Below are 24051 nucleotides of genomic sequence, written 5' to 3'. Positions count from 1 at the left end.
ACAATAATGACGTGCAGCAAAACGAGGTCAATTTTTCATGGCGAATTTTTTCATCGATCGCCCCATTTTTGCCTGGGTACTTGCCATTCTGTTGTGTCTGACAGGTGTCCTGGCCATTACTTCACTTCCCGTTGAGCAATACCCCGATCTGGCACCCCCTAACGTGCGTGTCACAGCAAACTATCCCGGCGCCTCGGCACAGACGCTGGAAAATACCGTGACGCAGGTTATCGAGCAGAACATGACGGGTCTGGATAACCTGATGTACATGTCCTCGCAAAGCAGTGCCACGGGCCAGGCGACGGTGACCCTGAGCTTTACGGCCGGGACTGACCCGGATGAAGCGGTGCAGCAGGTACAAAACCAGCTGCAGTCAGCCATGCGAAAACTGCCGCAGGCAGTGCAAAATCAGGGCGTTACCGTACGTAAAACGGGGGATACCAATATTTTGACCATCGCGTTTGTCTCCACCGATGGTTCCATGGATAAGCAGGACATTGCGGACTACGTTGCCAGTAACATTCAGGACCCGCTCAGCCGTATTAACGGCGTAGGGGATATCGACGCCTACGGGTCACAATATTCAATGCGCATCTGGCTCGATCCTGACAAGCTGAACAGCTTCCAGATGACGGCGACTGACGTCACGGACGCCATCAAATCGCAGAACGCCCAGATTGCCGTAGGGCAGCTGGGAGGAACGCCTTCCGTCGAAAAACAAGCCCTGAATGCCACCATTAACTCGCAATCGCTGCTTCAGACTCCGGACCAGTTCCGCAACATCACCCTGCGCGTGAATCAGGACGGTTCAGAAGTGCGGCTGGGCGATGTCGCCACGGTGGAAATGGGCGCGGAAAAGTACGACTACCTGAGCCGCTTTAACGGTAATCCCGCCTCCGGCCTGGGGATTAAACTGGCCTCCGGCGCAAATGAAATGGCGACGGCGAAACTGGTGTTAGACCGCCTGGACGAGCTGTCGAACTATTTCCCTCACGGCCTTGAATACAAAGTCGCCTACGAAACCACCTCCTTCGTTAAAGCGTCGATTGAGGATGTGGTGAAGACCCTGCTGGAAGCCATCGCGCTGGTCTTCCTGGTCATGTACCTGTTCCTGCAAAACTTCCGGGCGACGCTGATCCCGACCATAGCCGTCCCCGTGGTCCTGCTGGGCACCTTCGCGGTGCTTTACGCGTTTGGTTATAGCATCAACACGCTGACGATGTTTGCAATGGTGCTGGCAATTGGCCTTCTGGTGGATGATGCCATCGTGGTGGTTGAAAACGTCGAGCGCATCATGAGCGAGGAAGGCCTTTCCCCGCGCCAGGCCACGCGTAAATCGATGGGGCAAATACAGGGCGCGTTAGTCGGCATCGCCATGGTGCTTTCGGCGGTCTTTATCCCGATGGCCTTCTTTGGCGGCACAACCGGCGCCATTTACCGCCAGTTCTCGATAACCATCGTCTCGGCAATGGTGCTTTCTGTACTGGTGGCGCTGATCCTGACCCCTGCGCTCTGCTCTACCCTTCTTAAGCCTTTGCACAAAGGCGAGCAGCATGGTCAGAAAGGGTTCTTCGGCTGGTTTAACCGCATGTTTAACCGCAATGCCGCGCGTTATGAATCCGCCGTCGGTAAAGTGCTGCACCGCAGCCTGCGCTGGATGCTGATTTACGTAGTGCTGCTGGGCGGAATGGTCTGGCTATTCCTGCATCTGCCTACCTCGTTCCTGCCAATGGAGGACCGGGGAATGTTCACCACCTCCGTGCAACTTCCGAGCGGCGCGACGCAGCAGCAGACGCTAAAAGTGGTCGAAAAAGTCGAACAGTACTTCTTCACCCAGGAGAAAGATAATGTGGTGTCGGTCTTCTCCACCGTGGGCTCTGGCCCGGGCGGTAACGGGCAGAACGTTGCCCGTATGTTTGTACGCCTGAAGGACTGGGACGAGCGCGACACAAAAACGGGGACCGCGTCGGCCATCATTGAACGCGCAACCCACGCGTTTACGAAGATCAACGAAGCGCGCGTCTTTGCCAGCAGCCCACCGGCCATTAGCGGGCTGGGCAGTTCTGCCGGGTTTGACATGGAACTGCAGGATCACGCCGGTGCAGGCCACACGGCGCTGATGGCGGCGCGCGATAAGCTGTTAGCGCTGGCGGGCAAAGACGCTGACCTGACCCGCGTTCGTCATAACGGCCTGGATGACAGCCCGCAGCTGCAGGTGGATATTGATCAGCGTAAGGCGCAGGCTCTGGGTGTTTCCATCGACGACATTAACGACACCCTGCAGACGGCCTGGGGCTCAAGCTATGTGAATGACTTTATGGATCGTGGGCGTGTGAAAAAAGTGTATGTCCAGTCCGCCGCGCCGTTCCGTATGTTGCCGAATGATATTAACCGCTGGTTTGTTCGTAATAACGCAGGCGGGATGGTGCCGTTCTCGGCGTTCGCCTCGTCGCACTGGGAGAGTGGTTCGCCGCGTCTGGAACGCTATAACGGCTATTCGGCGGTAGAAATCGTCGGTGAAGCCGCGCCGGGCGTCAGTACCGGTACCGCCATGGACACCATGGAGAAACTGGTGCAACAGCTGCCTGCCGGGTTTGGGCTGGAGTGGACGGCGATGTCTTATCAGGAGCGGCTCTCCGGGGCACAGGCGCCTGCGCTTTACGCGCTTTCCCTGCTGGTGGTCTTCCTCTGTCTTGCCGCGCTGTATGAAAGCTGGTCCGTTCCGTTCTCGGTCATGCTGGTGGTGCCGCTTGGCGTCATCGGTGCGCTGCTGGCGACCTGGATGCGCGGTCTGGAGAATGATGTGTACTTCCAGGTAGGGCTGCTCACCGTGATCGGCCTGTCGGCGAAAAACGCGATCCTGATTGTTGAGTTTGCCAACGAGATGAATGCCAAAGGTCACGAGCTGATGGCGGCCACACTGCATGCCTGCCGTCAGCGCTTGCGTCCGATCCTGATGACGTCGCTGGCATTTGTCTTTGGGGTATTACCTATGGCAACCAGCACCGGTGCGGGCTCCAGCAGCCAGCATGCGGTAGGTACAGGGGTGATGGGAGGCATGATTTCGGCAACCGTCCTGGCCATTTATTTTGTACCGCTGTTCTTTGTGCTGGTGCGTCGCCGCTTCCCGCTAAAGGAACGTCCTGAATAACAGTACGTAATAAAAAAGGCGGCTCTCAGGGCCGCCTTTTAGGGTGTGTGATTAATTCACACTATGGTTATTTTACTTATTTAAGTGCTCTTGCAATTCTTACTGAATGTCATTTACGAAGCATGCCTTCGATAAAATCTTTCCAGTTCCCCAGTTCACGTTCAATCATAACTACCTCTCTTATTATTATGCGCATTCTACGAAAACGTATCATCATTGTGAAGACCGTCTAACCTATCGCTGTGATTGTACCCCGCTACTGTCAGGGATTTGTGATAAATATGAACGCAGGGCCTTAAATTTTGTGTGACGCTCAGCAATATTTTGAAATAACCATACAGGCAGGTGAGATTTAAATTACCGCCTGAGTTCATTAGCATTTTCGGTCTTATGGACATCTATGCTTAAATGATGAAAGAATATTCAGCGTACAGTTGTGAGTTGAATTAAGAAGAAGTGTAAATCAAGACAATTCCTGAATGTGTTATATTCCACTTAAGGATATATCTTCGAAATTACTGAACATTTAATCATCATAAGAACAAAAGGATTCACCATGGTTGTGATGTACGGCATTAAAAATTGCGACACCATCAAAAAAGCACGCCGGTGGCTGGAAGCGAACAACGTGGAGTACCGTTTCCATGACTATCGCGTTGACGGGCTTGATGCAGAATTTCTGCATACCGCTATCAAGGAACTGGGTTGGGAGGCGCTGCTGAATACCCGTGGTACCACCTGGCGTAAACTGGATGAAGCCGTCCGGGCTGGCATCAACGACGCCGACAGTGCCGCCAAACTGATGCTCGAAATGCCGGCAATCATCAAACGCCCATTGCTCTGCGCGCCCGGGCAGCCTATGCTGCTGGGTTTCAGTGAAACCCTTTATTCCGACTTTTTTCGTTGAGGTGTAGTTTATGTCATGCCCGGTCATTGAGCTGACTCAGCAGCTTATTCGCCGTCCCTCCCTTAGCCCGGACGACGCAGGTTGTCAGGCATTAATGATTGAGCGCCTGCGTGCCATCGGTTTCACCGTTGAACGCATGGACGTTGGCGACACCCAGAACTTCTGGGCGTGGCGCGGTCAGGGCGAAACGCTGGCCTTTGCCGGACATACCGACGTCGTTCCCGCAGGTGATGCGGATCGCTGGATCAACCCGCCGTTTGAACCGACCATCCGCGATGGCATGTTGTTCGGGCGCGGTGCGGCAGACATGAAAGGCTCGCTGGCGGCGATGGTCGTGGCGGCAGAGCGCTTCGTTGCCCAACATCCGAACCACAGAAACCGCCTCGCGTTTCTGATCACCTCTGACGAAGAAGCCAGCGCCCATAACGGCACCGTGAAGGTCGTTGAGGCGCTGATGGCCCGTAATGAGCGTCTCGACTACTGCCTGGTCGGCGAGCCGTCCAGTACGGAAGTGGTGGGAGACGTCGTCAAAAATGGTCGCCGTGGTTCGCTGACCTGCAATTTGACCCTTCATGGCGTTCAGGGGCACGTTGCCTATCCACACCTGGCCGATAACCCGGTCCATCGCGCGGCACCGATGCTGAACGAACTGGTGACCATTGAGTGGGACAAAGGCAATGAGTTCTTCCCGCCGACCAGCATGCAGATTGCAAACCTGAAGGCCGGTACCGGCAGCAACAACGTGATCCCGGGTGATTTCTTTGTCCAGTTTAACTTCCGCTTCAGCACTGAACTGACCGATGAGATGATCAAAGCGCGCGTTATCGCGCTGCTGGAAAAATATAATCTGCGTTACACCGTGGACTGGTGGCTTTCCGGCCAGCCGTTCCTGACCCAGCGCGGCAAACTGGTGGATGCGGTAGTGAACGCCATCGAGCACTATAATGAAATTAAGCCACAACTGCTGACGACAGGTGGCACCTCAGACGGACGCTTTATTGCCCGGATGGGGGCCCAGGTTGTCGAACTGGGGCCGGTGAACGCAACCATTCATAAAATCAATGAATGTGTGAATGCTGCTGATTTGCAGCTGCTGGCCCGTATGTATCAACGAATTATGGAGCAACTCGTCGCCTGACGAACGCTCTGAGAGGAATAGCGAATGGACTGGCTTTCAAAGTACTGGTGGATTCTGGTGTTAGTGTTTCTGGTCGGCGTGTTACTTAACGTCATTAAAGATCTTAAGCGTGTTGATCACAAAAAGTTTCTCGCCAACAAACCGGATCTTCCACCGCATCGTGATTTTAACGATAAGTGGGACGATGATGACGACTGGCCGAAGAAAGACCAGAAGAAGTGATTCTCTGTCCCCTCTCCTGTGGGAGAGGGGGCTACATCACATAAACTCGACGATATCATCGTCATTTGGCTTGCCGCCGCTGAGCGCTTCATCAAAGTAGTGCTTCGGTACGGTATAACGCAGATGATCAAGCGCAAACTGCATGCTGCGGTCATCAATCGCGTGCCCCAGATCGTCTACAATATCCAGCGTCACATCCCCGCCTTCGCGGATAAGCGCTTCCTGCGCGGCAACCGCATGCGAAAGTTCAATCACGCGGTCTTCACCACCGTGGATCAGATGGATCGTGGTCTGCGTCGTCGCGCGTTGCGGTAACGTCGCAAAGCGACCGTTAAAAGCAATCACACGCGACACCAGGCCTGGCTGCGCTTTTACGCTCTCCAGGGACATGATAGACCCCTGCGAAAAGCCAATCAGCGCGGTCGCATCGGCACCAACGCCGCTCTGCTGCTGCCAGTAACGCACGGTGTCGATAAAGACAGGCATGACGGCGTCAATACGTGCCTGACGGTTCTCTTCCGTTACGCCCTGAACGGAGAACCACTGCCGTCCGTTCGGACCACACGGCTCCACTCCGCCAATACTGACAATCAGCGCCTGCGGAAATACCGGGGCAAACCAGCTGCCAATCTGGCCCATATTGACGGCGTTATCGCCAACACCATGAAACAGAAGCAGTAACTGTTTAGCCGGTTTATCAGGGCTTTGAACAACAAAATGATCGTGTTTCATGGCGGTCTCCTTATTTGATGGCCTGGATTCTACGCCTCTCAGGAGGAATGACCATGCCACTTTACTGAAGAAGTCATTGAAAAAATTGCCATTGCAAAATGTCGTCTTTCAGCTGCTGACAGCGTGCAGGTTCAAGGCTTTCAAGCGCTTGCGCCGTTTCACTGCGAAGCCTGGCCAGTAACGCTTTTCGCCCCGAAAGAAGCAGTTCAGCGCTGAGCCGGGCGTCATCACTTCTCGCCTCCACTTTCCCGCGCAGGGCGGGCAGCGGCATGTCCACGCTTAGCAGCAACCGTGTTAACGCCGCGACGGAGGTAGAAAACGCGCGGTGGGCAAAAGCAAAGCCCGCCAGCTCCAGCCAGTCGTCACTATTAAGGGTAGCCTCCCAGCCATCGTCCACCGGGATCTTTTCACCGTTCAGGGCCGATAACACGCGCGCATCGCGGCGCAGTCGCTGATGCGCCTGCTCACACAGCTGTCGCCCCGCGTCGCTGAGGGGCAGCAAGGCCATTGCGGTATAACAGCCGCTGCTGGCTTCGCGATGGCTGCCCATGCGCACCAGCACAAAGCCGCATCGCTGCCAGAAACGCCACAGTTCATCGGTATAGCCAAAGCTCACCGACAGGTAATCCTCGCCGCTTGCGTTGCGGATCAGTGCCTGTCCGATGCCTTCCCGTTGACGACGAGGATGTACCGCTATTCGGGTCACCCGTCGGCCTTTGAGCGTCGCCGCCAGCGGGGAGCCGCCATGCGCGGCAAGGGACTGCGCCACCAGGTTCCCGCGAGGACGGCGGAACCCCGCCCAGACGGCACGGCTGAGCTGTGCCGTTAATCCCCCCTCTTCCACCAGCCAGAGCGCCCCGGCAATGACAGAGTCCGTTTGGGCGACGGCGAAGTGCTGGCCGGGCGCGTCCATCATGCGGCGTAAATCAAGCGGTGAGGTGCGGTAATGTGCCGCACAAAGCAGCTCATACACACTCGCCGCCAGCGCCGGGTTGCTCGTCCAGGCTTCCGGGGCCAGAGAGGTCAACTGTATGGCGCCTGTTGGGCTGCGATCGATAAGCGTATCGTCAAACAGCAGTGCGCTGGCGACGACCCGCTCAAGAGGACATCCTGCAGCCCAGCGTACCGGGGTTGATAAGGTATACCGCTGCAACCCGCTGAACCGGCTACAGAACTTAAGCAGAAAGCCTCTTCCAGTTCCTTCGTAACCCTGCACCGTTGTGGTCAGCAGGACGCGCGGGAAACGGTCAACCAGCTTTTCAAGCAGCGGTCCGGGGATGGCGGCGGCTTCGTCGACAATCAGCCAGTCGGCCTGCTCTTCAGAGGCCAGCAGCGCGTCCGGGGCCATAAAGTGAAAACGTTCGCCGGCAAAACGGGCGATAACCTCCGTCGCACCTTTTGATGGCGCGGTGACAATGGCACTGCCCTGCGTGCGGCTCAACAGCATGCCCGCCAGCGCAGACTTCCCGCGTCCGCGCGGGGCCGTAACGGCCACAACGCCGCGTTTCATGGCCAGGAGTGCTGCCAGGATCTCAGCCTGCTCGCGCTGCGGCGCACCGCTGGCAGGCTGCCAGTCAGGGGCGTCGGATCGTGCAGGAAGCGATAAAGGCTGGTGCTGAAGCCAGACTATCGCCTCGGGATCCTCGGCAATCGTCCGGCAAAAGTGGTGAATAAAATTTGGCGTGGCGATGGGTTCGGCGCTGTCACTCCAGCGCAGTGAATCGCTGTCAGGTTGTACCGCCCACACGTCAGGGGGCGGTACCAGCAGCACCAGAAGGCTACCGGCACGCAGCGTCCCGCTCAGGGCCGCAAAGGCTGAGACGTCAAACCCGGCGCGGGCATCAAAAATTGCGTGCCGGAACTCGCGTCCCAGCAGCCCGCTGATGGCTCTGGACGCGTTATCCGCCAGCCACAGCCAGTCTCCCGGCAAGGCATCACGCAGGGCTGATGCCTGCGTGAATGTCCACTGCTCATCGCCGCTGAGCACCACCAGCCGACGATGACCTTTGTGCTCAAGCCCGCGAATCAGATGTTCAAACGCCACCATTACATGGCTTTGCCGAAGGTATTACACTGCGCCGGGTCACCGCTGTCGAAACCGCGTTTGAACCAACTGTATCGTTGTTGTGACGTGCCGTGAGTAAAGCTGTCCGGCACGACGCGGCCCTGGCTCTGCTGCTGAAGACGATCGTCACCGATAGCCTGCGCGGCATTGAGCGCCTCTTCCAGGTCACCGGATTCCAGCACGCCCTGCTGCTGCATGTTGTGCCCCCAGACGCCCGCGAAGCAGTCCGCCTGCAGTTCCATGCGTACGGAAAGACGGTTTACCTCAGCCTGAGAGGCGTTTTGCTGAAGCTGGCGTACTTTGGGTTCTATCCCCAGCAGTTTTTGCACATGGTGCCCGACTTCATGCGCAATGACGTAGCCCTGGGCAAAATCGCCGTCAGCGCCAAGCTTGCGTTTCATGTCATCATAGAAAGAGAGATCGATATAGACGGTGCTGTCTGCCGGACAGTAGAACGGCCCCATAACCGACTGTCCGGTGCCGCATCCGGTACGGGTGGCGCCACGGTACATCACCAGCTTGGGTTGCTGATAGGTACGCCCCATTTTCTCGAACAGCTGACCCCAGGTTTCTTCTGTGGTGGCGAGAATAACGGAGGTAAATTTGGCCGCTTCATCCTCGTTCGGGCTGATTGAGCGCTCAGAATGCTGCTGTTGCTGCAGAGGCTGGCCGGTCATTAAACCGGTCAGATCGACACCGTAGTACCCCGCGACCAGCACCACAATCAGCAGAATAATCCCGCCCTTTCCGCTGGGTAACCGGAAGCCAGGCCCACCCATTGAAGGACCGCCGCCGCTATCGCTGCGCCTGTCTTCTACATTGTCACTTTCACGACGCCCTTGCCAGCGCATAACCACCTCGAACTATTCCATTAATAATAGCTATGATCGTAGGCGGTTAACGGCAAGATTACCATAGGAAACAAGGGTAAGACGCCAAAGGATATACATATCCTTTGGCGATGAGGGAGTTAGTCGAGCTTAACGCCTAAACGGTGAGCAACCGCTTCGTACGCTTCAATCAGGCCACCCAGGCTCTGACGGAAACGGTCTTTGTCCATTTTATCCAGCGTTTCTTTATCCCACAGACGGCTGCCGTCCGGAGAGAACTCATCACCCAGAACCACTTCGCCTTTGAACAGGCCGAACTCCAGTTTGAAGTCGACGAGGATCAGACCCGCGTCATCAAACAGTTTTTTCAGCACGTCGTTGGCTTTGTAGGTCAGTTCTTTCATGCGCGCCAGGTTCTCTTTATTCACCCAGCCGAAGGTTTCGCAGTAAGAGTCATTGACCATCGGATCGTGCATGGCATCGTTTTTCAGGAACAGGTCAAAAAGCGGTGGATTCAGCTCAATACCTTCTTCAATACCAAGACGCTTCACCAGGGAGCCTGCTGCGCGGTTACGAATGACGCACTCAACCGGAACCATATCCAGTTTTTTCACCAGACATTCCGTATCGGACAACAGTGCTTCCATCTGGGTCGGGATACCCGCTTCGGCCAGTTTGGTCATAATGAAGTGGTTGAACTTGTTGTTCACCATGCCTTTACGATCGAACTGCTCAATGCGTGCGCCATCCCCTGCTGACGTATCATTGCGGAACTCGAGCACCAACAGATCCGGGTTTTCCGTGCTGTATACGGTCTTCGCTTTGCCACGATACAACTCAGCTTGCTTCTGCATCTTCATTACTCCTGGTGTGATGATTGGTGTTCAAAACTGGGGATATTATGCCACGCACACGTTTGCGTAGCACGAAAATAAAAAGGGCTGGATTAACCAGCCCTCGTATTTATTTGCTGAATGCCGCCTGGAAGACGGCCACCAGCGCATCGTTCTGCGACTGGGTCAGCGTGTGGCCTTTCGGATCGATAAACTGCAGACTGCTGCGGTTATCGAGGTCACCGACCTGAATCTTGTAGTCGCCGGAAGCCAGCTGTGGATCGGTGGCGCCCAGTTCCTGCCATGCACTGTCAGACAGCGGCTTATAGGTTGCCGTCATGCTACCGGTTGAACGGGTGCTGTCGGTCACTTTCATGCCCACTTTTTCCAGCGTCGCTGGCAGGCGCTGCCAGGTCTGGTTAAACGGTGCACGCACAACCAGCATTGGCAGACCGGTGTCATCCGCACCGCTCTGAACGTCAAATGTCGCGCCGTTGCGGCTCTGCGCTGCGTTAGCGGCGTCGCTGGCGTTCTTATCCAGACCCGCGGCAATAACGTTCAGCATTTCAGTGCTGTAACGCTGCATTGATGCGGCATCCGCAACCGGTTTACCCGCCTGCTCCAGGTTCAACAGCTTAACGGTAACTGCCTGCTGATACCCCTGAGGTTTAACGGAGACTTGATAACGCCCACGGTACTGCTGATCTTCGTCCAGACGGTTCCACTCGATCCAGTCGGTGGTTAAGGTCTGGCTGGCATCATCGCGTTTATCGATGGTGTAGTTCTTCGCCTGAATGACGCTCACAACCTGCGGCCACAGGGTGGTACCGCGGGCGCTTTCAACCAGCAGCGACGCCGTATCACCGGTGAACTGGGTACGCGCCCCGCTCACCAGCGCCAGAGGCTGTGCTGGCGGACGAATATCGAGCGCTTTACCGACCAGGCCGCTGCCGTTGGTCACGGGAATATTGTAATCGCCGTTCTGAATCGGCAGGATCATACCAGCCGGTGCGTGAAGTTCAGCAAGCGGGGTCGCATCCAGATAGGATTCATCACCGCTCACCTGGCGCTTGTAGCGCGAGTCTGAACTACAGGCAGCGAGCAGCATAACAAGCGAAACACTCGCAACCTTCGCCAGGCGCGACTTCTGTACTGAATAAGCCATCAAATCTCCCTAAACTCTACAGCAAACCGGCATGCTTCAGCGCTGCTGTGACAATTTCACGACCGTGGTCGGTAATCGGTGTCATTGGCAGACGCAGCGTATCGGTTGCTACAAGTCCCAACTCCTTACACGCCCATTTCACGGGGATCGGATTGGGTTCGACAAATAATTTATTATGCAACGGCATCAGACGCTGATTAATCACGCGAGCTTCATCAAAGTGACCGGCAGCCGCCAGTTTGCACATTTCAGCCATATCGCGGGCCGCAACGTTCGCCGTTACGGAGATCACGCCATGGCCACCGAGCTGCATAAAGTCCAGTGCGGTCGCATCATCGCCGCTCAACAAGATAAAGTCGTCTGAAACCAGCTCTTTGATCTGATGAACGCGGCTTAAGTTCCCTGTCGCCTCTTTAATCCCGATAATATTTTTTACTTTCGAGAGACGACCAACGGTTTCCGGCAGCATATCGCAGCCAGTACGGGACGGCACATTATACAGAATTTGTGGCAAGTCAGTATGTTCTGCGATGGCTTTGAAATGCTGGAACAGACCTTCCTGAGTAGGACGGTTGTAATAAGGGGTCACCGTCAGACAGCCCACGATGCCGCTGTCGTTAAAACGTTTGGTCAAACTGATAGCTTCTGCCGTGGCGTTAGCGCCTGTCCCTGCGATGACCGGGATACGCCCGTCAGCCAGTTCCAGGGTCAGCATCACCACATCGCCGTGCTCTTCGTGGCTTAGCGTTGCAGATTCACCGGTAGTCCCTACCGAAACGATCGCCGAGGTTCCATTGGCGACATGGTAATCAATCAGCTTCTTCATGCTTGACCGGCAGACATTACCTTTTTCATCCATCGGTGTAACAAGCGCGACAATACTTCCCGTGAACATGAGCCATCCTCTGTGCGAACAAGAGCCTCAATGGTACGTTTGGAACTGTAATAAAAGCAAGCGACGTGAGGCCCTCAGGCGGTTGTATGCATGTTATTTTTATGCTTTCCTTAGGAAGACTTAACCATGCAAAGGAAGAACAGGTTTGACAACCTCATCACAACATTACCTGGTTATCACTGCGCTGGGTGCTGACAGGCCGGGTATCGTGAACACCATCACCCGCCATGTGAGCAGCTGCGGCTGTAATATCGAGGACAGTCGTCTGGCTATGCTGGGCGAAGAGTTCACGTTTATTATGCTGCTGTCCGGGACATGGAATGCCATTACCCTTATCGAATCGACCCTGCCGCTCAAAGGTGCGGAGCTGGATTTGCTGATCGTGATGAAACGCACCACTGCTCGCCCACGTCCGGCCCTGCCCGCGACCGTCTGGGTGCAGGTTGAAGTCCCCGATTCCCCCCATCTGATTGAGCGCTTCACCGCGTTATTTGACAGCCATCAGATGAATATTGCCGAACTCGTTTCCCGAACGCAGCCGGGTGACGGCAGCGCCATTCCCACCCTTTTTATTCAGATTACCGCGCACAGCCCTGCCTCGCAGGATGCGTCAAATATCGAGCAAGCGTTCAAAGCCCTCTGTACAGAATTAAACGCGCAAGGCAGTATAAGCGTCGTCAATTATTCGCAGCATGAACAGGATGGAGTTGAGTAATGAACCCACTGAAAGCCGGTGACATCGCACCGAAATTTAGCTTACCTGACCAGGATGGTGAGCAAGTAAATTTGACCGACTTCCAGGGACAGCGTGTTCTGGTCTATTTTTACCCGAAAGCCATGACCCCGGGCTGCACCGTACAGGCCTGCGGCTTACGCGACAACATGGACGAGTTGAAAAAAGTCGGCGTGGAAGTGCTGGGTATCAGCACCGATAAGCCAGAAAAGCTGTCACGATTTGCTGAAAAGGAGCTGCTTAACTTCACGCTGCTTTCTGACGAAGACCACCAGGTATGCGAGCAGTTTGGCGTCTGGGGCGAGAAGACCTTTATGGGCAAAACCTACGACGGCATTCACCGTATCAGCTTCCTGATTGACGCTGACGGTAAAGTTGAACATGTGTTTGATGACTTCAAAACCAGCAACCACCACGACGTGGTGCTGAACTGGCTCAAACAAAGCGCCTGATCGTTGGGCCGCGGCTTCGCCTGACCCGACCTACGCGGTAAATGCAATACGGTAACGCAGGTTACCGTTTTTGATATTTGCCCCTCTCCCCACGGGAGAGGGTATCAGGCCGCACAACTATCTACTTATCCTCAACCGCAGGCACATCCGGCCACGCGTGAACCACTGCTTTGATCAGCGTTGCCAGCGGAATGGCAAAGAACACGCCCCAGAATCCCCACAGCCCGCCGAAAATCACCACGGATAAGATAATCACCAGCGGATGCAGGTTCACCGCTTCGGAGAACAGCACCGGCACCAGCAGGTTGCCATCCAGTCCCTGAATGATCAGGTACACCGCAAAGCAGCTCCAGAACTCGGTCCCCAGACCAAACTGGAACAGCGCAACGCCGACAACCGGAATGGTCACCACAAAGGCACCGATGTAGGGAATGAGCACCGACAGCCCCACCAGCACCGCCAGCAGCAGCGAGTAGTTAAGCCCGAAAATTAAAAAACCAATCCAGGTAGCCACACCCACCACAATCATCTCCAGCACTTTGCCTCGAATGTAGTTGGTGATCTGCTGGTTCATCTCTTCCCACACCTGCCCGGCCAGCCCGCGATTACGCGGCAGAATGCGCCGCACCGCGTTCAGCATCTGCTCTTTATCTTTGACGAGGAAGAAAACCATTAACGGAACGAGGACAAGGTAGACGGCCAGCGTGAGCAACCCTACCAGCGACGCCAGGGAATATTTCACCACGGAATCGCCCATTGTCATGATGCGGGCGCGCATGTTTTCGGCCATCGCATCAATGATCCCGGCATCCATCAGGGCGGGATATCGGCGCGGCAGCGTGGCGGCAAAATCAGAAAGCTTATTCAGCATGCCGGGCATATCGCGGATAAGGTAAATCCCCTGTTGCCAGGCCACAGGCATAACGACAAACGACATTAACAGCAGAATGCCGACAAACAGCACCAGGACGATACTGGTCGCCCAGCGACGGGAACAGCCTATATTTTCCAGACGTGCCGTTGGCCACTCCAGCAGGTACGCCAGCACAATCGCGACCAGCAGGGGGGCGAGAAGACCGCTGAAGAAGAACAGAATGCCGAACCCGGCGACCAGAATAACCAACAAAGCAATGGCTTCCGGGTCGCTAAACCGACGGCGGTACCACTGCATTAACATTTCGAGCATACAACCCTTCCCTGAATCGGATGGCGGGAGTGAGAACGTGAATTGTATCTAACTGTCACAAAAAAGACTTTCGCTTTTTGTCTCCCTGCCACGATCCGCAAAACCCTGATGAATGGGATTTTCTTCATGCCTCAACACGGCTACACTCGCAGGGCAGTGGAGATGAACGATATGCCGGTTCATCGGTCAAATTAGCACATCCCAAATACAGGACAGTGGTTATGTTCAGGCAGTTGAGAAAAACACTGGTTGCGACACTGATTGCCGCACTGACGGTCGGTCAGGTGTTGCCAGCTTTCGCTGACTCGTCCGATTCATTGCCGGACATGGGCACTACAGCAGGAAGCACGCTCTCCATTGGGCAGGAAATGCAGATGGGGGATTATTACGTTCGTCAGCTGCGTGGCAGCGCGCCGCTGATTAACGACCCGTTGCTGGTTCAGTACATTAACGGGCTGGGCATGCGCCTGGTCGCGCACGCCAACTCGGTAAAAACCCCCTTCCACTTCTATTTAATCAATAATGACGAAATCAACGCCTTCGCCTTCTTTGGCGGCAACGTGGTGCTGCATTCGGCGTTATTCCGCTACTCTGATAACGAAAGTCAGCTGGCCTCGGTCATGGCGCACGAAATCTCTCACGTCACCCAGCGCCACCTTGCCCGTGCAATGGAAGACCAGAAGCGTAACGCTCCGCTGACCTGGGTTGGCGCATTGGGTTCCATTCTGCTGGCAATGGCCAGCCCGCAGGCCGGGATGGCGGCGTTAACCGGTACGCTGGCGGGAACACGTCAGGGGATGATCAGTTTCACCCAGCAAAACGAACAGGAAGCGGATCGTATTGGCATTCAGGTGCTGCAACGTTCGGGCTTTGACCCGCAGGCCATGCCGAGCTTCCTCGAAAAGCTGCTCGACCAGGCGCGCTACTCCTCCCGTCCACCGGAAATTTTGCTGACGCACCCCTTACCGGAAAGCCGTCTGTCGGATGCGCGTAACCGTGCGAACCAGATGCGCCCGGTCGTGGTACAGTCGTCGCAGGATTTCTACATGGCAAAAGTGCGAACGCTTGGAATGTACAATTCCGGGCGTAACCAGCTGACCAGCGACCTGCTGGATGCGCTGGCGAAAGGCAACGTGCGTGAGAAAAACGCGGCTCAGTATGGCCAGGCGTTACAGGCGATGGAAGCCAGCAAATATGACGAAGCGCGTAAAACGCTGCAGCCACTTCTCGCCGCCGATCCGAATAACCCGTGGTATCTCGATCTCGCCACGGATATCGATCTGGGGCAGAAAAAAGCCACCGATGCGATTAATCGCCTGAAAGGGGCAAAAGAGGTGCGGACTAACCCGGTGCTGCAGCTTAACCTGGCGAATGCTTACTTACAGGGTGGTCAGCCTGCTGAAGCGGCGAACATTCTGAACCGCTACACCTTTAACAATAAAGACGATCAGAACGGCTGGGATCTGCTTGCCCAGGCAGAAGCGCAGCTGGGCAACCGCGATCAGGAGCTTGCGGCACGCGCCGAAGGCTTTGCCCTAGTGGGACGACTTGACCAGGCGATTTCCCTCCTGAGCAGTGCCAGTTCCCAGGTTAAGCTCGGCAGTCTGCAACAGGCCCGCTACGATGCACGTATCGATCAGCTTCGCGGTCTGCAGCAGCGCTTTAAGCCGTACGAGAAGATGTAATAAAGGAGAATTCAGGTCATGACAGACGCGGTAAAAATCTACCACAACCCACGCTGCTCGAAGAGCCGCGACACCCTTAGCCTGCTGAAGTCGAACGGCATTGACCCGGAAGTGGTGCTGTATCTGGAGACACCGCCAGATGCACAGACGCTTCGTCAGCTGCTGCACATGCTGGGAATGGGCAGTGCCAGAGAGCTAATGCGCCAGAAAGAGGACCTGTATACGTCGCTCAATCTGAATGACAGTCGTCTAACCGAGGCTGAGCTGATTCAGGCGATGGTTGAAAATCCGAAACTGATTGAGCGCCCCATTGTGGTCGCAAACGGTCAGGCGCGTATTGGACGCCCGCCGGAAGATGTGCTCGAGATTCTCTAATCCTTACGCCGCAGCGCTTCCAGAAAGGCCTGCGGCGTGCTCTCTCCCAGCTTTTTCTGCGCTTTGCCCCGATTGTAAAACTCGCACATCTCGATCAACACCTGCCCTAACGGAACAGCATTCACTCGTGGAATGATGTCGCCGAGCGGTACCGCAACCTGCACGGCCTTGTGCCTGGTCGACTGTACTTTTACGACAGGTTCACTCGCGGGTAAGTCGGGTTCAAAACCGAAAGTCTCAACAGATTGGATATCAGCCGGACAGGCGTTCAGCAACTCACACATCCAGTTGTTCAGCAGCTGTGATGAAATTCCCGCATAGAGCCGGGCATAACACCAGCCGCTCACCGGTTCGCACCCCCACAGCAAATGCTGCTCCCCGCCATCATCCATATGCAGCGATAAAGGCTGGTGATGCACCAGCAGTTTTGTGGGTAAAACGCCTGCCTTTAGCGCTTTTTTCCCCTGAAGTTCAACGCCCTTGCGTTTCGCAGAAGCGGGACGGAGATAACGGTTCAGTGTCGCCCGCGAAACGGAAATCCCCAGCACCTCGTTAACCAGCAGCAGCAGTTCATCCAGCGGTGCGCCCGTGATATCACGCAGCGCATTAACGAGGTCAACCTGCTCTTGTCTCATCGCTTTGTGTATCACTTTTGGGGTCGTATGGTTGTCAGAAACCCGATCGCGATTGCGCCATCGCCGCACGGTCGTCACGGAAATACCCAGCTCTATAGCCAGTTCTCTGTCGCTTTTGTCGGATTGTTGCAGATAGCGACGGATCCGCGGCGTGGTGGTGGCATTGGCGTGCAATTTGATTTCCATCGCTGTAACTCCATAACCAATATCATGAGATTTATAATATCTTAGCGAGTGCTTTGTGACCTGTTTCACCTTTCAGCCACCGCGCTTCACTGATAATCCACAGACATAACATAACAACACCCCTCAATCTTGTACGGAGTTCACAATGAACAATGTTCTGGGATTTCTTGAAGCAAAACTGATGCCGCTGGCGGCCAAAACCGCGCAACAGCGGCATCTGGGCGCCATACGCGGGGCCTATGTTTCCTTCATGCCGTTTATCATCGTCGGCTCGATTCTGCTGGTCATCTCCTCTTTTCCGAACCAAACCTATCAGCAGTTTATGTCTCAGGCATTTGGTGAAAGCTGGAGTGCCATCATTGAAATTCCGTTCAACGCGGTGTTCTCAACCATGTCGCTGTTTATCAGCTTCCTGGTGGCGTTTCGCCTGGCTGAACACTACGGCGAAGATCGCATCTCCTGCGGCATTCTGGCTCTGGTCGCCTTTTTAATCCTGACACCTTTTATCAAAGTGGCCGAAAACGGCGGTATCACGGTCATGCCGGTGGAGTGGATTGGCAGCAAAGGGCTGTTCGTGGCGATGATTGGCTCTCTGCTGTGGACGGAGCTGTTCTGCTGGCTGAAGCGCAAAAAGCTGGTCATCAGAATGCCTGATGGCGTGCCGCCGGCGGTGCAGGAATCGTTCGCCGCGCTGATCCCGGCCCTGCTGGTAATGATTCTGGTGCTTATTATCCGCATCATTTTCGAAAACACCCACTACAACACCATTCACCAGTTTATTTACGAGGTGGTCGCCACGCCGGTTCGCCACTACGGGACCTCCTATTTCGGCGCGCTGATGACGGTGTTCAGCATCACCATTCTGTGGTCTGTGGGCATTAACTCAGGCTCAATGATCAACGGCATCATTCGCCCGCTGTGGATGGAGAACCAGACCGATAACATCGCCGCCATCCAGGCGGGTACGACGCCGCCGCACATTATCACCGAACAGTTTTTTGACATGATCTGGATGGGTGGCGCAGGGGCAACGCTCTCGCTGGTGATTGCGATGCTGATTTTTGCCCGCAGCAAAAACATGCGCGAGGTGGCGCGTCTCGGCGCGGGGGCCTCGGTGTTTAACATCAACGAGCCGATTCTGTTTGGTCTGCCGGTTATCATGAACCCCATCATGCTGATCCCGTTCAATCTGGTGCCGCTGGTCCTGGTTACCGTGCAATATGCTGCGATGAAAATGGGTGCCGTCGCTGTGACCACCGGGGTGTTTATCCCCTGGACGTTACCGCCGGTGATCAGCGGGTTTATCGTCACGGGGCATCTCAGCGGCAGCGTGATGCAGCTTATCAACCTGCTGATTGGCGCCATGCTGTATCTGCCTTTCATGCGTATCGTGGATAAACAATACCGCGCCGCGGAGATTGCCACCGTGACGCAAACCGACCCAACCCTTGCAAAACAGGAGTAAAGCATGTGGGGAATTATCGCAACCTGGCGAATGGCGCTTGAAGGGGTCACGGAGTCTGCGTCTGCGCTGGCTGCGGGGAAACCGGTAGCAGAAGCGGTGGTCGATGCCGTTGCTGCCGTCGAGGACTTCCCGTTGTATAAATCCGTCGGCTACGGCGGGCTGCCAACCGAAAATGGCGAAGTCGAACTGGACGCGGCGTATATGGATGGCGATACGCTTGCGTTTGGGGCCGTGGGAGATCTGGTTGATATTGCGAACCCGGTGCGTGTCGCCCATGCGCTAAGCCGCCAGCGCTATAACAGCCTGCTGGTCGGCCAGGGCGCGCGCGAATGGGCGCTGAGTCAGGGGTTTGCCAACAAAACCATGCTTACCGACCGCGCGATGCAGCATTACCGTAAGCGCTGCCGGGAGACGCTGGACAAAGGCTTAAGCCCGTACGATGGGCATGACACCGTCGGGATTATTGGCCTCGACAAAAGGGGGTCGATGAGCGTGGCGACCTCCACCAGCGGTCTGTTTATGAAAAAGCGCGGCCGTATTGGCGACTCGCCGATTATCGGCTCCGGCTTTTACTGCGACAGTGAAACCGGTGCCGCCACCGCCACCGGCGTGGGGGAAGACCTGATGAAAGGCTGCACCAGCTACGAGATTGTTCGCCGCATGGCACAGGGCATGTCACCGCAGCAGGCGGCGGACTCGGTGGTCTTCGAACTGGAAGACAAACTGATGTCACGCTTTGGCCGCGCGGGCGATCTCTCGGTGGTGTGCATGAATAATAAAGGCGAATTCGGCGCCGCAACCAACATCAAAACCTTCTCATTTGTGGTGGCAACGGCCCGCCAGCCTCTCACCGTATTTCGCGCCGAGCGCCTGCGGGAAAAAACGCACTATCAGCCCGTGGATGAGGAATGGATGCAGGCCTATGCCGCGCGGATCCGCGCGCCAGTTGAGGAGTCACAATGATTACCTTTAAGCTTATCACCGCCCTTGCAGACGCAAAGCCCCAGAGTCATCTTATTGCCCGGGCCGCCTGCGCGTTACTGCCGGACACCGCACTCATCGCTGAAATGCGTGAACAAAACGCCGTCGCGGATACCCGCTTTGGCTGTGCCCCGTTTGCCAGAATCACGCTGCTGCCGGATGCGCTCTGGCAGGACAGTCTGACAGAAGGGTTACTCGCCGCCCTCCGTCCACTGCTGGCAGCCCCGGTCAGCGCCGATGTGGTACTGGATGTCACGGATATTGACGAGGTGGTGCTGACGCAGGTTCTGCGTTTTCTCTTTAACCAGGCGCATGACCTTCGCGATCTGCAGCTTAAGAAAACCGATGGCAAAAGCGTTCGCCTTCGCCATGTCACCGCCCTGTGTCATCCGCAACAGCGTGAAAGGCTGGACGCTCTCTTCCAGCGACAGCAGGCCATTGCCCGAGGAATGGTCGCCGCGCGACGTCTGGCGGATATGCCGTCCGATCGCTGTACGCCGCAGTATGTCGTCGACGAAGCGCAAAAGCTGTGCGCCGCCTTCCCCGCCCTGCGGTGTGAAGTGCTTGATGAAAAGCAAATTATTGAACAGGGACTGGGGCTTCTGCATGCCGTCGGTAAAGGCGCGACCTGTCCACCGCGGCTGCTGGCCATTCACTATAACGGCATCGCTGATGGCCCGGTACGCTGTTACGTGGGCAAAGGCATAACGTTTGATACCGGTGGCCTGTGGCTGAAGGAAGGCGCGGGCATGTACACCATGAAATATGACATGTGCGGGGCAGCGAACGTGCTCGGGTTGATGCTGAGCGTGGCAGAACTCGGCCTGCCGGTTCGTATTATGGGCGTACTGGCGCTGGCGGAAAACGCCATAGGACCGGATGCAATGCAGCCGGGCATGGTGGCCAGCGCCTGCAACGGTATCACGGTTGAAATCAACAATACCGATGCCGAAGGCCGGCTGGTACTGGCGGATGCGATCGCCTGGGCCAGCCAGCGTCATCCGCAGGCTCGCTATATTATTGATATGGCGACCTTAACCGGTGCCGTCGTGAAAGCGCTGGGGTACGAGCTGAGTGGGTTAATGACGCAGGACGAAGCGCTGCGTCAGGCGCTCACCCACGCGGGGAAACGGAGCGGTGATGAGGTGTGGTCCCTGCCGCTGGATGCACGGTTAAAAAAACAGACCGACAGCGCCATCGCCGACCTGTGCAATACCCCACCCAATAATGCGGCGATCAGCGCATCGGCGGCCTGGCTGTTACACCATTTTTGCCCGCCGACCATTCCATGGGCCCATCTGGATATTAGCGGCACGGCGCTGTGGCGTGAGAACGGAAAAAGCGTGGCCTCGGGCAGACCCATTCCACTTCTGGTTGAGCATTTGCTGGAAGACAGGTGAGTTTTAGCCAGTGGCACTGGTTCTCCCTCTGCGCCAGGCAGAGGGAGAAAATCGCATCACAGCTTCAGAATATCTTTCACAAAAGGAATGGTCAGCTTGCGCTGCGCGGTAATCGAAGCGCGATCGAGCTGATCGAGCGTATCAAAGAGCGTGCGCATTTCCCGGTCCAGGCGCTTGAGCAGGAAACGCCCCACGTCTTCCGGGAGTTCAAAGCCGCGCAATCTTGCGCGCAGCTGTAACGCCTGAAGTTTGTCTTCATCCGACAGCGGCTGCAGCTTGTAGATTTGCCCCCAGTCCAGACGGGAAGCCAGATCCGGCAGCCCCAGATTCAACTGGCGCGGCGGACGATCGCCGGTGATCAGCAGCCGGGTTTTCCCCGACTCCAGAATGCGGTTATAGAGGTTAAAGATCGCCATTTCCCATGGCTCATCCCCCGCCACACATTCGATATTATCGATGCAGACCAGTGAGAGATGTTCCATTCCCTCCATGACTTCAGGCACAAACCAGGTACGTTTATCCAGCGGCACATAGCCTACCGCATCACCCCGCGCGGAAAGCTCCGCACAGGCGGCATGCAACAGGTGGCTGCGCCCCGCGCCTTCGCGTGACCAGATATAGATGTATCCGCTGTGTTCCTGACGCAGCACGTTTTGCAGTGCAGCCAGTAAAGAGGGGTTATCACCCGGCCAGAAACTCGCAAAAGTTTCGTCGTCAGGGAGATAGAGTGGCAGAGAGAGCTGTGCCGGTCCGTTCAGAAGTACCTCAACCAGATCTTACATAAAATCGGCGGTGAGTTTAGCACGGAACGTGCAAGGAGAGAACCGGGCGGATCGTCCGCCCGGTTTTACGATCAATGTGACGCTTTTTCGCTGTCTTCAGCATCCAGCACCACTTCTTCCGGGCGCAGGACGGAGATCAGTTTGAAGATCAGGCTCAGGCCCACACCCACGATGGTCGCCAGCGCCATGCCTTTCAGTTCAGCCGCACCGATGTGCACCTTCGCGCCGCTCACGCCGATGATCAGGATCACGGAGGTGAGGATCAGGTTTTGCGCTTTGCTGTAGTCCACTTTAGATTCAATCAGCACGCGAATACCGGACGCGCCGATCACACCGTACAGCAGCAGAGAGACGCCTCCCATTACCGGTACCGGAATGATCTGGATAGCCGCCGCCAGTTTGCCCACGCAGGAGAGCAGGATGGCGATGATTGCCGCGCCGCCAATGACCCAGGTACTGTAGACACGGGTAATCGCCATCACGCCGATGTTCTCACCGTAGGTGGTGTTAGGCGTAGAACCAAAGAAACCGGAGATAATGGTAGAGAGGCCGTTGGCAAACATCGAGCGGTGCAGACCCGGGTCGCGGATCAGGTCACGTTTAACGATGTTTGCCGTCACCACCAGGTGACCTACGTGCTCAGCAATAACCACCAGCGCCGCGGGCAAGATCGTGAAAATGGCAAACCATTCAAAGCGTGGCGTATAGAAGGTTGGCAGTGCGAACCAGTGCGCTTCAGCAATGGGCGTGGTATCAACAACACCCATCACGAAGGAGAGCGCGTACCCCGCCAGCACACCGATCAGGAGCGGGATAATCGCCATAAAACCGCGGAACAGCACGGAACCAAACACCGTTACGCCCAGTGTCACCATCGAGATGATGATGGTTTTGGAATCCGGTGACTGCCCGTCAGCAGGCAGCAGGCCAGCCATATTGGCCGCTACGCCCGCCAGCTCCAGACCGATGACGGCGACAATGGCCCCCATTGCGGCAGGCGGGAACATAACGTCCAGCCAGCCGGTACCGGCCTTCTTCACAATGAAAGAGACCAGGCAGAAGAGGACGCCACACATAATGAAGCCGCCCAGCGCCACTTCATACCCCAGCGGCAGCAACAGCAGAACCGGTGAAATAAAGGCGAAGCTTGAGCCGAGATAGGCAGGGATTTTGCCTTTACAGATAAAGAGGTAGAGCAGCGTACCCACACCGTTGAACAACAGCACGGTAGCCGGGTTAATGTGAAACAGGATTGGCACCAGCACGGTTGCGCCAAACATGGCGAACAGGTGCTGCAGACTAAGCGGGATTGTCTGTAAAAGCGGCGGTCTTTCACTCACCCCGATAGCACGGCGCGTCATAGTGTTTTCCTCTGAGTAGTATTGTTGTTGGCGTTTTATTCAAAAAAAAGCCGACTATCAAAGTCGGCTTCATTATCGTTATTCGATTATTTAGTACCAAAAATCTTATCGCCGGCATCGCCAAGCCCCGGGATGATGTACCCGTGCTCATTCAGCCCCTGGTCGATAGACGCGGTATAGAGTTCGATGTCCGGGTGCGCTTTTTCCAGCGCCGCGATACCTTCTGGTGCGGCAACCAGCACCAGCACTTTGATGCTGCTGCAACCGGCTTTTTTCAGCAGGTCGATGGTGGCAATCATTGAACCGCCGGTCGCCAGCATCGGGTCAACCACCAGGGCCATACGCTCGTCGATGTTAGACACCAGCTTCTGGAAGTACGGTACCGGCTCCAGGGTCTCTTCGTCGCGGTAAACCCCGACCACGCTGATGCGCGCGCTTGGCACGTGCTCCAGCACGCCTTCCATCATGCCGAGGCCGGCACGCAGGATGGGCACAACGGTAATTTTCTTACCTTTGATCTGCTCAACCTGAACCGGGCCGTTCCAGCCCTCGATGGTCACTTTTTCCGTTTCCAGGTCAGAGGTCGCTTCATAGGTCAGCAGGCTGCCGACTTCAGAAGCCAGTTCGCGAAAACGCTTCGTGCTGATGTCATGCTCACGCATCAGGCCCAGCTTGTGTTTAACGAGTGGGTGCTTCACTTCCACAATCTTCATTCTCTTTCTCCTCTGAGGGGGCAACCGCAAAAAAATCGCGGGATTATACCGCTTTTTTCGGATTGCACCATACCCAACTTGCTTGACGTACATCAAGCAAAGTGTTTTAGAGGCAAAAAAGCCGGAGGGCAAGCTCCGGCTTTTTGCGTTTTTACTCTG

The 24051-nt window shown here is 55.9% G+C and carries 23 protein-coding genes; 11 read left to right on the top strand and 12 right to left on the bottom strand.

Annotated elements, in window-relative coordinates; translation table 11 throughout:
• Positions 1 to 37 precede the first annotated feature (37 nt).
• Positions 38 to 3151 carry a multidrug efflux RND transporter permease AcrD gene (gene acrD / locus HV157_RS20990; protein WP_020883072.1) on the top strand — a complete coding sequence of 1038 codons (3114 nt, stop codon included), beginning with the start codon at positions 38 to 40 and terminating at the stop codon, positions 3149 to 3151.
• Positions 3152 to 3260: 109 nt separating this feature from the next.
• On the opposite strand, the gene ypfM is transcribed toward acrD, so the two are convergent.
• A complete protein-coding gene (ypfM, locus tag HV157_RS20985) occupies positions 3261 to 3320 on the bottom strand; it encodes a protein YpfM (protein WP_015572204.1) in 60 nt (19 codons plus the stop codon).
• Positions 3321 to 3707: 387 nt separating this feature from the next.
• On the opposite strand from ypfM, the gene HV157_RS20980 reads away from it, so the two are divergent.
• Genes HV157_RS20980 through HV157_RS20970 form a run of 3 tightly spaced genes read left to right on the top strand, consistent with a single transcriptional unit; the run spans position 3708 to position 5418 of the window.
• On the top strand, positions 3708 to 4058 hold the full coding sequence (locus HV157_RS20980; protein WP_014171109.1) for an ArsC family reductase: 351 nt from the start codon (positions 3708 to 3710) through the stop codon (positions 4056 to 4058).
• Positions 4059 to 4068: 10 nt separating this feature from the next.
• Positions 4069 to 5196, top strand: coding sequence for a succinyl-diaminopimelate desuccinylase (gene dapE / locus HV157_RS20975; RefSeq protein ID WP_014171110.1), 1128 nt, complete (start codon positions 4069 to 4071; stop codon positions 5194 to 5196).
• Positions 5197 to 5220: 24 nt separating this feature from the next.
• Positions 5221 to 5418 carry a YpfN family protein gene (locus tag HV157_RS20970; RefSeq protein ID WP_014171111.1) on the top strand — a complete coding sequence of 66 codons (198 nt, stop codon included), beginning with the start codon at positions 5221 to 5223 and terminating at the stop codon, positions 5416 to 5418.
• 36 nt (positions 5419 to 5454) lie between these two features.
• On the opposite strand, the gene ypfH is transcribed toward HV157_RS20970, so the two are convergent.
• The 6 genes from ypfH to dapA all read right to left on the bottom strand — a co-directional run bounded on the left by ypfH (position 5455) and on the right by dapA (position 11938).
• Positions 5455 to 6150: an esterase gene (gene ypfH, locus HV157_RS20965; RefSeq protein ID WP_032680517.1), complete on the bottom strand. Its 696-nt coding sequence runs from the start codon at positions 6148 to 6150 to the stop codon at positions 5455 to 5457.
• 73 nt (positions 6151 to 6223) lie between these two features.
• Positions 6224 to 8197, bottom strand: a complete 1974-nt coding sequence (locus HV157_RS20960) for a GNAT family N-acetyltransferase (protein ID WP_182268910.1) — start codon at positions 8195 to 8197, stop codon at positions 6224 to 6226.
• Positions 8197 to 9066, bottom strand: coding sequence for a neutral zinc metallopeptidase (locus tag HV157_RS20955; protein WP_020883068.1), 870 nt, complete (start codon positions 9064 to 9066; stop codon positions 8197 to 8199). The genes HV157_RS20960 and HV157_RS20955 overlap by 1 nt, the downstream gene beginning before the upstream one ends.
• 119 nt (positions 9067 to 9185) lie before the next feature.
• Positions 9186 to 9899, bottom strand: a complete 714-nt coding sequence (gene purC, locus HV157_RS20950; protein WP_008501631.1) for a phosphoribosylaminoimidazolesuccinocarboxamide synthase — start codon at positions 9897 to 9899, stop codon at positions 9186 to 9188.
• 109 nt (positions 9900 to 10008) lie between these two features.
• Complete coding sequence (bamC, locus tag HV157_RS20945) at positions 10009 to 11043, bottom strand: outer membrane protein assembly factor BamC (RefSeq protein WP_020883067.1); 1035 nt, start codon at positions 11041 to 11043, stop codon at positions 10009 to 10011.
• Between the two features lie 16 nt (positions 11044 to 11059).
• The gene (gene dapA / locus HV157_RS20940; protein ID WP_014171117.1) at positions 11060 to 11938 is read right to left on the bottom strand and encodes a 4-hydroxy-tetrahydrodipicolinate synthase; all 879 of its coding nucleotides are present in this window, start codon (positions 11936 to 11938) and stop codon (positions 11060 to 11062) included.
• 145 nt (positions 11939 to 12083) lie between these two features.
• Between dapA and HV157_RS20935 the strand changes: the two genes are divergently transcribed.
• Positions 12084 to 12653 (top strand): glycine cleavage system transcriptional repressor, encoded by a 570-nt coding sequence (locus HV157_RS20935; protein WP_014171118.1) that lies wholly within the window; start codon positions 12084 to 12086, stop codon positions 12651 to 12653.
• Positions 12653 to 13123 (top strand): thioredoxin-dependent thiol peroxidase, encoded by a 471-nt coding sequence (gene bcp / locus HV157_RS20930; protein ID WP_014171119.1) that lies wholly within the window; start codon positions 12653 to 12655, stop codon positions 13121 to 13123. The genes HV157_RS20935 and bcp overlap by 1 nt, the downstream gene beginning before the upstream one ends.
• A gap of 121 nt (positions 13124 to 13244) precedes the next feature.
• On the opposite strand, the gene HV157_RS20925 is transcribed toward bcp, so the two are convergent.
• Positions 13245 to 14309 (bottom strand): AI-2E family transporter, encoded by a 1065-nt coding sequence (locus tag HV157_RS20925; RefSeq protein ID WP_014171120.1) that lies wholly within the window; start codon positions 14307 to 14309, stop codon positions 13245 to 13247.
• Between the two features lie 221 nt (positions 14310 to 14530).
• Here HV157_RS20925 and bepA point away from each other — a divergent pair, with 221 nt between their 5' ends.
• Together bepA and arsC are read left to right on the top strand one after the other, a co-directional pair.
• Positions 14531 to 15994, top strand: coding sequence for a beta-barrel assembly-enhancing protease (bepA, locus tag HV157_RS20920; protein ID WP_020883065.1), 1464 nt, complete (start codon positions 14531 to 14533; stop codon positions 15992 to 15994).
• 18 nt (positions 15995 to 16012) lie between these two features.
• On the top strand, positions 16013 to 16369 hold the full coding sequence (arsC, locus tag HV157_RS20915) for an arsenate reductase (glutaredoxin) (protein WP_047356597.1): 357 nt from the start codon (positions 16013 to 16015) through the stop codon (positions 16367 to 16369).
• On the opposite strand, the gene HV157_RS20910 is transcribed toward arsC, so the two are convergent.
• Positions 16366 to 17190, bottom strand: a complete 825-nt coding sequence (locus tag HV157_RS20910; protein WP_182268909.1) for an XRE family transcriptional regulator — start codon at positions 17188 to 17190, stop codon at positions 16366 to 16368. The genes arsC and HV157_RS20910 overlap by 4 nt on opposite strands.
• 145 nt (positions 17191 to 17335) lie before the next feature.
• Between HV157_RS20910 and celB the strand changes: the two genes are divergently transcribed.
• Genes celB through HV157_RS20895 form a run of 3 tightly spaced genes read left to right on the top strand, consistent with a single transcriptional unit; the run spans position 17336 to position 21036 of the window.
• On the top strand, positions 17336 to 18655 hold the full coding sequence (celB, locus tag HV157_RS20905) for a PTS cellobiose transporter subunit IIC (RefSeq protein ID WP_014171124.1): 1320 nt from the start codon (positions 17336 to 17338) through the stop codon (positions 18653 to 18655).
• A gap of 3 nt (positions 18656 to 18658) precedes the next feature.
• Positions 18659 to 19618, top strand: a complete 960-nt coding sequence (locus HV157_RS20900; RefSeq protein ID WP_025203486.1) for a N(4)-(beta-N-acetylglucosaminyl)-L-asparaginase — start codon at positions 18659 to 18661, stop codon at positions 19616 to 19618.
• Positions 19615 to 21036, top strand: coding sequence for a leucyl aminopeptidase family protein (locus HV157_RS20895; RefSeq protein WP_182268908.1), 1422 nt, complete (start codon positions 19615 to 19617; stop codon positions 21034 to 21036). Before HV157_RS20900 ends, HV157_RS20895 begins: the two co-directional genes overlap by 4 nt.
• Before the next feature lie 56 nt (positions 21037 to 21092).
• On the opposite strand, the gene HV157_RS20890 is transcribed toward HV157_RS20895, so the two are convergent.
• The 3 genes from HV157_RS20890 to upp all read right to left on the bottom strand — a co-directional run bounded on the left by HV157_RS20890 (position 21093) and on the right by upp (position 23892).
• A complete protein-coding gene (locus HV157_RS20890; RefSeq protein WP_212479862.1) occupies positions 21093 to 21794 on the bottom strand; it encodes a DnaA inactivator Hda in 702 nt (233 codons plus the stop codon).
• Between the two features lie 95 nt (positions 21795 to 21889).
• Entirely contained in the window at positions 21890 to 23179 is a 1290-nt protein-coding gene (gene uraA, locus HV157_RS20885) for a uracil permease (RefSeq protein ID WP_182268907.1), read from the bottom strand.
• 86 nt (positions 23180 to 23265) lie between these two features.
• On the bottom strand, positions 23266 to 23892 hold the full coding sequence (gene upp / locus HV157_RS20880) for a uracil phosphoribosyltransferase (RefSeq protein WP_020883061.1): 627 nt from the start codon (positions 23890 to 23892) through the stop codon (positions 23266 to 23268).
• Positions 23893 to 24051 lie beyond the last annotated feature (159 nt).

The organism is Enterobacter sp. RHBSTW-00318 (assembly GCF_014101375.1).
In the GTDB taxonomy this organism is placed as follows: Bacteria; Pseudomonadota; Gammaproteobacteria; order Enterobacterales; family Enterobacteriaceae; genus Enterobacter; species Enterobacter ludwigii.
The sequence above is the reverse complement of the archived record's forward strand: the minus strand, read 5'-3'. Positions and strand labels throughout refer to the sequence as shown.